This is a genomic window from Prevotella sp. S7 MS 2, from assembly GCF_000762865.1.
GTDB lineage: Bacteria > Bacteroidota > Bacteroidia > Bacteroidales > Bacteroidaceae > Prevotella.
The window spans coordinates 1-14,914 of sequence record NZ_JRPT01000054.1 but is presented as its reverse complement, the minus strand read 5'-3'; the positions used below and the strand labels follow the sequence as shown (position 1 = coordinate 14,914).

The 14,914-nt window shown below is 45.8% G+C and carries 10 protein-coding genes; 7 read left to right on the top strand and 3 right to left on the bottom strand.

Annotation, left to right across the window (positions count from 1 at the left end; translation table 11 throughout):
* Positions 1-27: 27 nt before the first annotated feature.
* Both HMPREF0671_RS09070 and HMPREF0671_RS09065 read right to left on the bottom strand, forming a co-directional pair.
* Positions 28-1,041, bottom strand: a complete 1,014-nt coding sequence (locus tag HMPREF0671_RS09070) for an aspartate-semialdehyde dehydrogenase (protein ID WP_036899766.1) — start codon at positions 1,039-1,041, stop codon at positions 28-30.
* Positions 1,042-1,805: 764 nt separating this feature from the next.
* On the bottom strand, positions 1,806-2,720 hold the full coding sequence (locus HMPREF0671_RS09065) for a hypothetical protein (protein WP_036899746.1): 915 nt from the start codon (positions 2,718-2,720) through the stop codon (positions 1,806-1,808).
* A gap of 269 nt (positions 2,721-2,989) precedes the next feature.
* On the opposite strand from HMPREF0671_RS09065, the gene HMPREF0671_RS09060 reads away from it, so the two are divergent.
* The 6 genes from HMPREF0671_RS09060 to HMPREF0671_RS09035 all read left to right on the top strand — a co-directional run bounded on the left by HMPREF0671_RS09060 (position 2,990) and on the right by HMPREF0671_RS09035 (position 12,673).
* A complete protein-coding gene (locus HMPREF0671_RS09060) occupies positions 2,990-5,119 on the top strand; it encodes a cation:proton antiporter (RefSeq protein ID WP_036899744.1) in 2,130 nt (709 codons plus the stop codon).
* A gap of 11 nt (positions 5,120-5,130) precedes the next feature.
* Positions 5,131-5,838 (top strand): ABC transporter ATP-binding protein, encoded by a 708-nt coding sequence (locus HMPREF0671_RS09055; protein ID WP_052052968.1) that lies wholly within the window; start codon positions 5,131-5,133, stop codon positions 5,836-5,838.
* The gene (locus tag HMPREF0671_RS09050) at positions 5,831-6,667 is read left to right on the top strand and encodes a S1 RNA-binding domain-containing protein (protein WP_036899742.1); all 837 of its coding nucleotides are present in this window, start codon (positions 5,831-5,833) and stop codon (positions 6,665-6,667) included. Before HMPREF0671_RS09055 ends, HMPREF0671_RS09050 begins: the two co-directional genes overlap by 8 nt.
* 71 nt (positions 6,668-6,738) lie before the next feature.
* Positions 6,739-8,490, top strand: a complete 1,752-nt coding sequence (locus tag HMPREF0671_RS09045; protein ID WP_036899740.1) for a DUF4091 domain-containing protein — start codon at positions 6,739-6,741, stop codon at positions 8,488-8,490.
* 206 nt (positions 8,491-8,696) lie between these two features.
* A complete protein-coding gene (locus tag HMPREF0671_RS09040) occupies positions 8,697-10,043 on the top strand; it encodes a hypothetical protein (RefSeq protein ID WP_036899738.1) in 1,347 nt (448 codons plus the stop codon).
* Positions 10,022-12,673, top strand: coding sequence for a DUF6493 family protein (locus HMPREF0671_RS09035; RefSeq protein WP_036899736.1), 2,652 nt, complete (start codon positions 10,022-10,024; stop codon positions 12,671-12,673). Before HMPREF0671_RS09040 ends, HMPREF0671_RS09035 begins: the two co-directional genes overlap by 22 nt.
* A gap of 273 nt (positions 12,674-12,946) precedes the next feature.
* Here the strand turns inward: HMPREF0671_RS09035 and HMPREF0671_RS09030 are convergent, their stop codons facing one another.
* Positions 12,947-13,564, bottom strand: a complete 618-nt coding sequence (locus tag HMPREF0671_RS09030) for an RNA polymerase sigma-70 factor (protein WP_036899734.1) — start codon at positions 13,562-13,564, stop codon at positions 12,947-12,949.
* 196 nt (positions 13,565-13,760) lie between these two features.
* Between HMPREF0671_RS09030 and HMPREF0671_RS09025 the strand changes: the two genes are divergently transcribed.
* Positions 13,761-14,780 carry a FecR family protein gene (locus HMPREF0671_RS09025; RefSeq protein ID WP_036899732.1) on the top strand — a complete coding sequence of 340 codons (1,020 nt, stop codon included), beginning with the start codon at positions 13,761-13,763 and terminating at the stop codon, positions 14,778-14,780.
* Positions 14,781-14,914: the final 134 nt, after the last annotated feature.

Genomic DNA, 14,914 nt, shown 5'->3' with positions numbered 1-14,914 from the left:
GAGATATTTCTTTTTCCACCTGAAATCTTACTTCACGTTACCCACTTCTATCAGGTATTCGGCTATCTGAACGGCGTTCAGCGCAGCACCTTTACGTATTTGGTCGCCCGTAAGCCACAATGTATTGCCGTTGTCATCGGCCAAATCTTTACGAATACGACCCACATACACGTCGTCATGACCCGCACTTTCGAGCGGCATGGGATACACATAGTTCTGCGCATCGTCTTTCAACGTCACACCGGGAGCCACTTTCAAGGCCTCACGAATCTCTTCTACACTCAACGGACGCTCGGTTTCAAACCATACACTCTCCGAATGTGAACGCAGAGAAGACACACGTACGCAGGTAGCCGACGTACGAACATCGCTATGCATAATCTTCTGAGTCTCGTGGAACATCTTCATTTCTTCCTTTGTATAGTCAGTCTCCGTCATCACATCAATTTGGGGAATCACGTTGTAAGCCAACTGATGGGGGAACTTCTTAATGGTCTTCACCGCTCCAGTCTCCACAATCTCCTTGTATTGTTGTTGCAATTCGGCCATGGCGGCGGCTCCTGCGCCACTCGCACTCTGGTAAGAAGATACATGAATCTTCTTGATATGGCTCAAGTCTTCAATCGGTTTCATCACCACTACCATCATAATGGTGGTACAGTTTGGATTGGCAATGATACCACGAGGACGATTCAAGGCGTCAGCAGCGTTCACTTCGGGCACCACCAATGGCACATCTGCGTCCATACGGAAAGCACTGGAATTGTCTATCATCACCGTCCCATACTTGGTAATCGTATCTGCAAAATCTTTTGAAGTGCCACCACCGGCAGACACGAAAGCAATATCTATATCTTTAAAATCATCGTTATGCTGTAACAGTTTAACTTCGTACTGCTTACCTTTGAACTCGTACTTTCGGCCGGCACTACGTTCTGAACCAAAAAGAACTAACTCATCCATCGGGAAGTTTCTCTCGGCAAGAATGCGAAGGAATTCTTGTCCCACTGCACCACTTGCTCCTACAATTGCTACTTTCATAATCGATACTTGTTTAAATGAATACTTTATCTTGTTTGCAAAATTACAATTTTCCACGTAACAGCACACACAAATTGTCATAAAATCACTCTACAGGCTATCATTTTATCAATTTCAATTTATCCATTCACCTCTTTTTTACCTTTTATTACTTATCTATGACCGACAAAAACTCACCACTTCTCACTCCTCAACCATAACTCTTAAATCACTGCAAGGGCTAGGCAACAACACTGTCTAGGCTCTGCAGCAATGCTGAATGGGCTTAGCAGCGATGCTGAAGAGCCGCTGCAATTTGTTAGTAGACAAGCTAACAAGTTAACGAGTAGACGAGTTTAGGGGGCAGTTTGTAAGTTTTTGAGTTGATAAGTTTTTAAATTGTAGGACGGAAAAGCTTTATTCCTTACTCCCTCTCCTATTGGAGAGCCATTGGTCATCGACCGAGTAGTCGCGTCGGCTCAGCTGGTGCGACAGAAAACGAGGGAGATAATGAATGGGGAGAGGCTTCTGTAGGGACGCGGTATGCCGCGTCCGTGGGGGAATTTACAGTCTCTTGGTGTCATCCTTGTAGTATATATACAGCCTGCGGACGCGACATGTCGCGTCCCTACGAATCCTATTGCATCATCAAAACAGTTGTTTAAAACGACAAATGGTATTCTACCCACTTCTCTTTATGCTCCCTTTCTTTTTGGAGAGAGGGCGAAGGGGAGCCCTTGTAGGTGCGAATTGCATTCGCCCAATCCATCTATTTATTTCCTCATTCAGGGCAACTCATCCAACAACTGTTGGAAGTCAGCACTATAAACCACGTCCTTATGAGATAAATCTATCGTATAAATGACATTTCGCACATCAAAGTCTAAAATTATTTGAATGCTCTCTTTGCCCACATTCTTCTCTCCATGTACATTCCTACGAATTACATCGGCAGGTATTTTCTTAAAGATAGAGAAAGATAGACCTTTGATTTTATCAGCCCTAGGGCTCAGTAATGTATATTCTTTGGAACTTCTAATGTCACCGACGTGCCCACTTTTATCAAGCAAAGTAGTATCAGTGAAAAAAGAAATTTCCTTATTACGTTCAATTGTCCAAGATTTATGAATTAGCTTTCCTGAATCGGGAACAAATCTTTTTACTATATTCACCGACAGAAGTGACAATTTCTCGACAGCCGGTTCTTTGACCAATTGATAACCTATAAGTTCTTTTCCTCTATATACGAAATCTATCAGGCATTGCAGGGCACGCGAATACACAGCCTTAGGATAGCCCAAATAGTAACCATAGCTAATAGTCTGTACCCCATCAAACACATCTATGTCAAGAGAAGGCTGGTCGGTCTCCCTCATATCTGTATTGGCTTTGACAACGTCGGGGACCCTATGAGTGACAAAAAGTAGCCTAGTAAGGTCGTACAACCGCCGAGCCACGTGCTTTGATACAGGTTGATAAACGATAGAATCGTGCATTGGAGTAAAATAAATGATGCGTTGTTTCGCTGTACTATCGGGATAAACAATCCATGCACGACGCTCATAAGGCATCACAAAACCGGGCGAGAAACCAACAACGATGGAATCGGGCTGATGTATTTTCACCAATGTTGCAGCACGACGTTGCCGACATGAAGCTGTAACAACCAACACGAAGAGGAATCCGTATAACCATTTCATAGGCTAAGAAAATTAATTTAAACATACGGTTAGCTAGTTACAAAGATAGTGTTTTTATGTTAATACCCCAAAAAAGAATTATCCATGGCATTGAAAAGGTGATGAACCATATAGACATTCCACACCATAAGTGGCAACTATCAAAGCGAAGAAATCGGAATGTTTCTTTTGTCTTTTGAGGCGTTTCCATTATCTTTGCATAAAATAGGTAGCACTCGGCAATAAGAAAGTAAACTTTCATTGCTCTCGTTAATACCATCTTTGTAAAGATGCTGAGTATATCTCAATACTTCCCCATAACCGATCCGACGCTGATTTTCTTCGTCGTTCTGGTCATTATTCTGCTTGCCCCCATTATTATGGGCAAGTTGCGCATTCCTCATATCATCGGTATGGTGCTCGCTGGAGTGCTTATCGGACAGTACGGACTCAACATCTTGAGTCGCGACTCTTCGTTCGAGATATTCGGAAAGGTGGGACTTTACTACATCATGTTCCTAGCCGCGCTTGAAATGGACACCGAGGCTATGCGACGAAACAAGGCACAAATACTCATCTTCGGACTCATAACTTTCTCCATTCCGTTTGCTCTCACCTATTTTATGGGAGTTGGTATGCTGGGCTATTCGGCTGCCGGAGCTTTAATTCTCGGCTGTATCATGTCGAGCAATACGCTGGTGGCCTACCCCATCGTAAGCCGATACGGTTTGCAACGCAAGTCAAGTGTGATGCTAAGTGTGGGGTCTACAATGATTTCATTGCTGTTGGCACTTATTGTATTAGCTGCCATCGTGGCCTCACACCGCAACAGTTCGGGACTTGGCTTTTGGTTATTATTCGTCTTGAAGTTTGCTGTTTTCGGTCTGGGAATGATATTGGTACTCCCTAGATTGACGCGTTGGTTTTTGCGTAGATACAGCGATGCCGTGATGCAGTTTATTTTTGTCATGTCTATGATGGTGCTGTCGGCAGCCCTTAGCAATATCGTGGGACTGGAAGGTATCTTCGGCGCATTCCTTTGCGGACTCATCTTGAGCAGATATATTCCCCACGTGTCACCCCTAATGAACCGTATCGAGTTTATCGGTAATGCCCTCTTTATCCCTTATTTCTTGATGGGGGTGGGCATGATTATCAATGTGAGGCTGCTCTTCGAGGGTGGCAACATCCTGTGGGTAGTTGCTTGTCTGACGGTATTCGGAACCTTAGGTAAGGCCTTGGCGGCCTACTTGACTTGCATGGGACTTCGTTTGCCGTGGTCATCGGGTCACATGATGTTCGGTCTTACGTCGGCTCATGCCGCCGGAGCCATCGCCATGGTGATGGTGGGACGTACGCTGGAGATATCGTCGGGGCATTATCTGGTAGACGACAGCATCTTAAACGGGGTGGTCATCATGATACTTTGTACTTGTATCATCTCGACTCTCGTCACCGAACGGTCTGCCCAAGCCATTATCCTACGCAATAAAGAGTTGCCACAAGAGGAAAACCAGAATGCCGACGACGAGCATATCCTCATCCCGGTGAAGTATCCCGAATATGCAGAGCAACTGGTTAACATGGCCATCTTGATGCGTAATCCCAAGCTACATCGCGATGTGGTGGGACTCAACGTGGTGTATGACGATGTAGACATGCATCGAAACATGGACGAGGGACGCCAACTGCTCGACCGACTGACACGCTTTGCTGCAGCTGCCGATGTACAGATGGCGACTCAAGTGCGCGTGGCGGCCAACATAGCCAATGGTATCAAGCACGCATTCACGGAATTTCGAGCCAGCGAAATCATCATCGGCATCCACATGCATAAAGAACTTTCGAGCCGATTCTGGGGACAATTCCAACAGAGTTTGTTCAATGGACTCTACCGACAGATATTCTTTGCCCGCCTGAAACAACCGCTCAACACCATCCGCAGGATTCAAGTGGCTGTGCCATCAAGAGCCGAATACGAGCCGGGATTCTATCGTTGGCTCGAACGACTGTCGCGTTTGGCAGAGAATTTAGAATGTCGTATCTTCTTCCACGGACGCAACGACACACTGAGTCTGATACAACAATATGTACACAATCGCCACCCTCATATCCGTGTAGAGTTCCACTCTATGCCCCATTGGAACGAGATTCCACAGTTAGCTAGCACAGTTGGGCATGACCACCTGTTTGTTGTAGTGACCGCACGTAAAGGAACTGTATCGTATAAGAACGCCCAAGAGTATCTCCCGGAAGAGATTACACGCTACTTCCATGGGCAGAATCTACTCATCATCTTCCCCGACCAGCATGGCGAACCCATCGATAGTATGACTTTCGCACAGCCTCAACACACGGAAGTGAAGAGCGCGTATGAAAGTCTAAGAGAATGGATGAGAAAAGGGTTTAGAAGAAATTAAGTATCATAAATATGATAGATATTAAAGGAATAACCAAGAGTTTCGGCTCACTACAGGTGCTGAAAGGAATCGATCTCCATATTAATAAAGGAGAAATCGTGAGCATCGTAGGGCCATCGGGAGCAGGAAAGACCACACTATTGCAAATCATGGGAACACTGGATAAGCCTGATGGCGGTTCCATTGAGTTTGATGGAGTCAACGTGAGTGGCCTTTCGACCAACAAACTAAGCAACTTCCGCAACCTGCATATAGGTTTTGTATTCCAATTCCATCAGTTGTTACCGGAGTTTACTGCCCTTGAAAACATCATGATACCTGCATTTATAGCCGGTATGGGGCGCAGTGAAGCAAAGCAACGAGCCATGGAATTGCTCGAATTCATGAACCTAACGGAACGTGCTAATCACAAACCTAGCGAGCTATCTGGGGGTGAAAAGCAGCGCGTAGCAGTAGCTAGAGCCCTCGTTAACAATCCCGCTGTGATCATGGCCGATGAACCTTCGGGTTCATTAGATAGTAAAAACAAGGAAGAACTGCACCAACTTTTCTTCCAACTGCGCGACAATTTCGGCCTAACATTCGTCATTGTGACCCATGATGAAGGCCTCGCTGCCATCACCGACCGCACTATTCACCTGAAAGATGGAATGATAGAGCGAGAGACCAACGCCACACCTACACCCCAAGAACAACCAATAACGAAAGAAAATGAATGAACTTAAACTCGGTGATTACAACCGCTTGAAGATTGTAAAGCAAGTAGATTTCGGCTTATACCTTGACGGTGGAGAGGAAGGAGAGATATTATTGCCCAACCGGTATGTACCCGAAACGTTCGAAATAGGCCAAGAATTGGAGGTATTTTTATATCTCGACCAAGACGAACGACTCATTGCCACTACCGAGCATCCGCTAGCTAAGGTGGGCGACTTCGCTTATTTGGAGTGCACATGGGTCAATGAATACGGTGCATTCCTGTCATGGGGATTGATGAAAGACCTATTCTGCCCATTCCGCGAACAAAAGATGCGTATGGAGAAAGGAAAGAGTTACATCGTATTCATCTATATAGACCGCGATAGTTACCGTATTGTGGCCTCGGCAAAGATAGACCGTTACTTGGACAAATCGATGCCCGAATATCACCATGGAGACGAGGTCGACGTACTGGTATGGCAGAAGACCGACCTTGGATTCAAAGTTATTGTCAACAATCTCTTCCCCGGACTAGTGTATAAGAACCAACTTTTCAAACTCATCCATACCGGTGACCGATTAAAAGGATATGTTAGCAACGTACGACCGGATGGAAAACTCGATATCACCTTGCAACAAACAGGACGCCGAGAGACCGTAGAATTCGCCGATCAACTGCTTACTTATCTGGAAGAACACGATGGATTCTGCGAATTGGGAGACAAGAGTGACGCCGAAGAAATTAAATATCGCTTCCAAGTTAGCAAAAAAACTTATAAGAAAGCCATTGGAGATTTATACCGTCGAAGGCTCATTACGATTGAAGAAGGGGGTATCAGATTGGTTTAAACCAATCTCCCCATCATGAAATCAGCCTATATTTACCAGAAAACATAATTACTAACCCATTATAAAACCTCATGAAACACCTAAAAATTAAAAGTCTGTTAGTGCTCTCAATGATGTCAACAACTGTATGGGCACAGCAACCTATCACCGTTTACAACGAACTACCAAATCCCAAAACAGCCACTGCCGAATGGCAAAGTGTGCAAAACAACGTGATAAGTTGGGGCAGTACAGACGTTAGATACAAGAAAGAAGCGCCTTTCTCCGGCTCTGTCGTGACCGCAATCACACAGACTGCATGGCGTGGAGAGCGTATCTCGCAACAACTAGTGGTCTCTGCTGCTACTCCCATCAATCAACTTCGCATTGAATTGAGCGACCTCCAATCAAGTAAAGGTAGCACTATCTCTACGCAAAAAGCACTGAAAGGCTTCGTCAGATACGTCATGACAGACGGCTTAAACAAAGATGGACAAGGCGGTTGTGGCGTTCGTCCCGACCATTCCATATACGATTCGTCGCTCGTGGCCGACCCTATCGACCATCTTAACAACACTATTGCCGTCAAGCCAAAGACCACTCAAGCGGCTTGGATAGGCATTGACGTGCCACAAAATGCGCAACCCGGTCTTTACACAGCAACGGCAACGGTGAGCGATGGCAACACCATCTTGAAACGACTGATGCTGCGTATCAATGTCATCAAGCGCACGTTGCCCACAGCCGACAACCAAATGTTCCACTTAGACCTATGGCAGAACCCCTTCGCCATTGCTCGTTACCACGGCGTAGAGCCTTGGAGCGACGCCCATTTGGAAGCAATGAAGCCCTACATTCAACTTTATCGCCAAGCAGGAGGGCGCAGTATTACATGTTCTATCATGCATCGACCATGGAACGGACAAACTTTTGACCCATTCCGCACCATGATTACATGGACCAAGAAGGTAGATGGTACGTGGTCGTTCGACTTTACCGTCTTCGACAAATGCGTGGAATTCATGCGCAGCGAAGGCATCAAAGGCAATATCTATTGCTACTCCATGATTCCATGGGAGCTGACATTCCGCTACTTCGACCAAGCTTCCGACGAGTTCAAGTACCTAAATATGGAACCCGGAAACGAGATGTACACCAAGGTTTGGGGCACTTTGTTGAAAGACTTCGCTGCACATCTGAAAGCGAAAGGATGGTTCGACTGCACCTATCTATCCATGGACGAGCGCGAACTTGACATGATGAAGAAGACCATTGCACTGATTCGCACGGCCGACCCCGACTTTAAAATCTCGTTGGCAGGTTCATTGAAGAATGGTATTTCAAGCGAACTGAGCGATTTCTGCGTTGCATTGAGAGACAAATATACCGAAGAGATGAAGCGCAAACGCAAGGCACAAGGCAAGCTAACGACCTATTACACCTGCTGTTCGGAGGCTTATCCCAACACATTTACTTTCTCTCCACCTGCCGAAGCCGAGTTCCTTGGCTGGTATGCAGCAAAAGATAAGCTCGACGGATACCTACGTTGGTCCATTTGGAGTTGGGTAGAAAATCCGCTACAAGATAGTCGTTTCAGCAATTGGGCGGCCGGTGACACCTATATGATTTACCCCGGTGCACGCTCAAGCATTCGTTTCGAGCGTCTCAAAGCAGGTATTCAGGCTTACGAAAAAGTACGTCTGTTGCGCGAAGAGTTTAAGAACAGCCCTGCCAAACTCAAGAAAATCAATCAGATTTTGAGTGCTTTCGACGAGCATCGCATTCCTAAAGAAAGTGCTGCCAAGATTGTAAACAAGGCTAGAACGGAAATCAATAAACTATAAATTAGGAGTTATTGGGAGTTAAGAAGGAGTAAAAAGGGAGTTAATAGGAGTTAGTCGTGCTCATGTGCAACGGGAATTATCGGCCATTAATTCATCTATTCAAGAGCGAAACTATCGTCTATTAACTCCTGATAACTCCTCACTTCTCACTCCTAACGTTTCATCTTTCACTCCTACCTCCTCACTCTTAACTCTTAACTCAAGCCATGTCTACCACCACCTATCGCTATTCGACTCCCTCATTACTGACCAAACACGATGATGAAGAGCAGTTGTTCCTCGCCAAATATAGCGAGGTGAGGCGCGGCGAGGCACCCTGTTTCTTTTACGGCAACATTATTCAACCGTTTATTTTAGCCCGGTGTTTGGTGACATTATCCAAAGTTGTACAGTCTAGTTTTACCATTAATTGGGCTGCCATACGCGATCCTATCGTCACAGCGGGCAACGATAGGCTACGCTTCGAGGGCTTTTCGGGATGCGCCGGCGTCTATGCCAGAGTCGACATAATGCCCGATGGCCACACAGGAGAGTTCTTAGACAATGGCACAACCAACGTAGACTTCAACCAACCCATGCTCAATGCCCTGAACATGATGGGGCAAACCGACCGTCTGACAGTCTCTGTCGGAACCAAAGAGGTGGGTGTTTATACAACTAAAACAAAGGCTGTAGAACGCAAAGTGTCCCTGCCTACCAAGTGGATAAAGGGGTTGACCACCGTCCAAATCTACCAATCGCAAGCCATTTGCAGGCATCGGTTCAACCGAATGCAACTATTACAGCTCTTCCAGTCGGTTCCCAAGGGTGCCCCCAAAACCGACTTCTACTTGCAAACGCGAGGCGGCCGCCCCATCTTCTCGCCCATACCGGCAACCGATGCCATCTGCATCGGAGGCATACATCGGCTGCGTTTGCTCGAACCTTTATTGCCGTTGGCCGATGAATTGCACATTTTTACACATCCCAACGACCAAATCACTATCTTTACTTTATACTTCGGAACTGTGAAATTCAGCCTTTCGCTGTCACGCGACAGTTACCGTGGCTTTTCAGGAGAGGGTGCTGCGCTTGACACTTTAATGGACGATATGCCCGAAAAGTGGCTCTCGGCCATGGACAACTACAGTTTTTCCAATCAGCAATTCAATGCCGACCTCTTCGCTATAGAGCAAGGTATCGACCGCAAACAGGTAGACCAAGTAACCATCCGACTCGCTGCCATGGGCTTATTGGGCTTCGATCTAGACGAAAACAGTTTCTTCTATCGTCGCCTACCGTTTAAATTAGAACGCATCATGAAGCTGAATCCGCGCGCCGCCAACGCTATCAAACTCATCGACGAAGACCGCATACAACTGGTTTCCGTATCGAACGACCGTGTAGAAGCATTGGTCATGGGCGACAGCGGAGTGCGCCATACCGTGGTATTAGATAAGAATCAGGAGCGTTGCACATGTCAATGGCACAGCAAACACCAAGGCGAACGAGGCGTGTGCAAACATATTTTAGCCGTTAGAAAACTTGTAGGATGGAAAAAGAAGAACGCATAGAGCGCTTTACCAAGCTCGCCAAAAGGTATAAAGATAGTCCCCAAAACCGACAAGATATACTCCTGCCGTATATCAAAGAATTGGCAGCCATGACCGAAAAAGAACGGCGCGAGTTGTCAAAGGTGAATCAAGACCTCTATTGGGTGAGTAAAAAGACTCCTATAGGAGAAAGTTTTACCTCGTGCAGCCACGACCGGGCCATCTTCTTGGACGCCACCTCCATACTCACAAGCAACGGAAAAGAAAGCTATTCCTATGCCATGAGAGAGAACGATATAGAGCTCTTTCGCAGTATTCTCGACATATACAATCCTAAATGGCTCAATAAACAGATAGACGAAGTACCTTTCAGCAGCCAGCGTTACGGCTATCACAACATTTTAAAATTGGCAGAAGACGGATACATTAAGCTACCGAAACCGGAGCGAATAGCCGATTTGATGGCTGAGGCTCATGAGATTAGGCTGGGAAACCGCGATATCAGTTTCGACAGTAGCAAACTATTACAATTGCCAGTCACGCTAAACGAACACGTATGGTATCTATTTGAGTATCCCACATTTATTTATCACCAAGACGAAAGAGCCAAGATAGCCTTCGCAGAGGGTAAAACTCACAAAGACGAAAGCATCTCAGCCCTTCTTCTCACATGTACCAAAACAGGGCGAATCAGCAGTCGGAAGCTGCTCGACAAAACCATCGCGGGGCTGAATCTAGGTATGGGTAACCTGATGGAAAAATGGTTTATCGACCTACTGGAAGCCTACCAACCCACGAACGAAGAGCTTCTAGAGCGACAAGACAGCCTCATCCAAACACTCTACACGGTCAAATCGCGAGCACAAAACGCAATCTTGAAACTATTGAAACAGATTGTAAAGGCCAGCAACTTCTCGATTCAACCTTATATAGACACTACACAGTCGCTGCTCTTCAGCCTCCCGGCCAATAGTCTTACCGTCATCTGCTCCACTTACGAAGTCTTGATAAAATCGCATCCTGACTGCAGAGAGAAGGTATACGAGGCTCTGAGCCAACTGCTCATGCACAAAAATGACTCCATTAAGAAGCGTGCCAGTAAGTTGTTAGCTACTTATAGCGGTGAAAAACTAGCCGAACTACAACAGCAAATCAATGCTTCACAACCGGAGCTACCGACCTTAGAGGCTTCACAACCGCATCCTTACTGCATGGAAGAGAACCGATTGGCAAGTATTCAAGACAAAGATGAATTTATATTTTCGCTCAGTCGACTGTTTGATACCACCGACCCGTTGGAGATTTGGACCATCGTATCAGCAGTAGCAGAGTGGTTCCCACGACTCGAAGAAGCCGACCAAACACACTTGGAATCGGTCTTTGCCCGTGCCAAGGCGTGGATCGGCGTGACCGAAAGATATCTGCAAGCGATCTTGGCCAGCTATTTATTGGAGTTCGGACTCTGTTTACAACAACGCTTTGCCCCCAAAGCCAGTAAGGGCAAGCAACTGACTGACCTCTTAATAAGAGGAATATTAGGCAAGAAGAAAATTAACGGGGTGGTCTTTACCCCACTCGAAGACCTACGCATCTACAATAATACCGACGATCCTCTAGACGCTTTCAGGCTGTTCTTACTAGAATTAATCGGTATGATGGAGGCAGGAAATCCTGTCGTTCTGTCCGTTCCCACACATCGACCAGGCTACATCGACGCCGACATACTGATTCAAAGACTTGCCGAATACGAACAACGCGGACTCAAGCCCTCGCCTTACGACTTGCAGGTGGCACTGGACCGATGCACATGGCAGACCGACAAACCTGTCAACATCAATCTTTCGGGCGAACTCAAACAGTTGATGGACTATCTCATCAACGATCGTTTTACGCCTTGTAAGCACTACGAATACCCCGAAGCATGGCTGACCGTGAATCTAAGAAATCATCCCGAAGCCATGCGGACTGAATTTTCCGACTTCTATTTCAACCATCGGGCATGGACACTATGGACGGGACAACTCCCCCTCTCATCGCAATTAGCTCCCAAACAAGACTTCAAACAACTGCAATTCGATTATAGTTCAAAGCTGTTATATAGCCCTACGCAGCCCATACTGTGGCAGGAAAGATTGTGGAACTTCCAAAAGGAATGGTTCATGGAGCCACAAGCAGACCTTCACCTTAGCGTATTTCCACACCACGCTACCATTGTGCTGGCGCAAATACTGCGCAAGTGTGCGGTATTCAACCACAAACAAACTTTTTATACCAAGGCATACATGGGCGCATTGCAATGGCTTATGGACTACCAAGAACCGTGGAACGAGACCGACCTGCTCTTCCTTGCCACCGCTTTGGTACATTACGACACCATCGTGCGCACTTACGCCGCCGAAGTTTGGGCCATAGGAACCCACCTATCTACTATTGATAACCGGATATTAGGCGAACAAACAGCCCGCCTCATCGTCTTGAAAGCCTTCCCGCTTCGTCGTCTCCAAAGCGTCATCGAAGACTGCATGCGCCATCGTAGCACCCTCCATGATGCCGCCTTACGCCAATTTCTCTCCCCCATTATCGCCTCTTTGCCCGATAAAATGACCGGAGCAAAGGGAATAAGAGGGATTGTAGATACTTTACAATCGTAGCATCGGCAAACTCAATGAACCGCCTGATAGCTTACATACAGAAAGTTTTATACAACAACTCATCAACTTATACACTCACATACTCAAAAACTCAACTTGCTGCCCCGCCTTAGCAACATTGCTGTTTCAGCTTTGCAGCAATGCTGAAACGCCCATGCAAAAATGCTGAAAGGGCTTTGCAACAACCTCACCCCATCCCTTTCTAAAAGAAAGGGAGATGATATTGGGTTGACAAACAGCCGAGGTTATGAGCAAAAACAAGATTAAATCTTCCTAACACATCCCAATACTATCTATCAAATAGCTCAACATCTTGCGAATAGGTATGAGCTGGCCGGCTCCTTTCTTAACCAATATGTCGCGCAACATCTTGATGGCACGCTGTATACGATAATCTACTGTCTTAGGAGAAACACCAAGACTCTCGGCTATTTCATGATACGTACAGCCACCAAACCGATGACTTATCAAAGCTTCTCGATAGGTAGCAGGCAATTCATCGAGCGCAATCTTCAATAAACGTATCAATTCTTCTTGTTCATAACGATTAAGTTCAGTTCCCACAGCATCATTCTCATCGTGCCAATAAGCTGCATAGGCACGTTGGCGAGCCGCTCCACGCTCAATAAGCAACAAACAACGATGGTGAACAGTACGAAAGAGATAAGCCGACAATGACTGCCTAATATCCACATGCTCGCCATTCTCCCATAACCATAAAAACAGGTTCTGAACAATTTCTTCGGCATCATTGCCCTCTACGAAACGACGAGCATAAGCTAACAGAGGTTTATAGTATTTGCAAAACAATGCATCAAAGGCACGACGATTGCCTTCACACGACTGTGAAAACAACAACATGTCGTCTTGATGGAAATCTAATGTTTTCATGATTTGCTAATTACTATATCAACTACAAGACTACAAAAGTAGTAAAAACGGGCTAATAAATACTACTATTTGTAGCCGAAAGATAGATAACAGCAGCAGTATTTTGGAATAAAACAGAATAAACATGAAAAAAGTTGTGCAAAAGTTTATGAACATTGATTTCTCAACTGTCATACAGATAAGACATAAATAACCAATGAAAACAGATAACCTTGACATAAACCAACTCTTACCTTATTATATAGAGGGGAAATTAGACGCGAGCGATGCCGCACGTGTAGAAGCATGGATTGCAGAAAACGAGGTAAACGAAGATATAAAGAATCATGAAACTTCGGCATTACAATATGTAGATACACTACAGTCTACACTGCAAGGAGACGAAGACGGAGCTTTACACCAACTGCATAAACGCATGCGACAAGCACGCTTACACATCATGACAATGCGTATACAACGCGTGGCTGCCGTGCTATTAATACCCATATTAATGGCAGCTGTCTACCTATTTATACAGCAACAACGCGAGAAATACGAGATAGTGGCACTCACAGCGACACCGGGTATGGTGGCTCGCACCACTCTACCCGATGGCACACACGTGACGCTGAACTCTCAATCTACCATTCGCTATCCGCGCAGATTCAGTTCCGAACGCAATGTCATCGTAGATGGAGAAGCCTATTTTGCCGTGGCTAAAGACGCAAAACATCCATTCATCGTGCAAACACCCCATGGCCCTAAGGTAAAAGTATACGGTACACACTTCAACGTCGAAGCTTTCAAGCAAGACCCAAATATGACCGTGACATTGCAAGAGGGTAAGGTAAGCGTCATCTATCAAGGCAGAGACAAGCGTACTACGGAGCAACCCATCGTTCCGGGACAAATGGCCCGCTGGAACACCAATACCATGCAACTGGACGTATCGCAAGCAGAAGTAGACGTAGTAACATCATGGCACACCGGAAACCTGATGTTCCAACAGACGCCAATGCAAGAGGTGCTACACACACTATCGAAAAAATACGCCGTAAACTTCGTGGTGCGTGACAAGCAATGTTATGCAGCTTCATTTACGGGAACACTCTACGGACAGTCGCTCGACATCATATTGCAATGCATAGGCATGGCTTCAGGTGTAGATTTCCGCAGCTCATCTAGTAAAAGACTCGATGAACAACAAATCATAGAAGTATATAAATCAACTAAATAATCAACCTACTATTTATGACAAAAACATGAAAACTGAAAATGCACCTTGACAAACACTGGTACAAACAGACTCAAAACAGTATCAGGCGTGTGCTACTAACTAAACCGGCACACACTTCCTAAACATCTAAACCG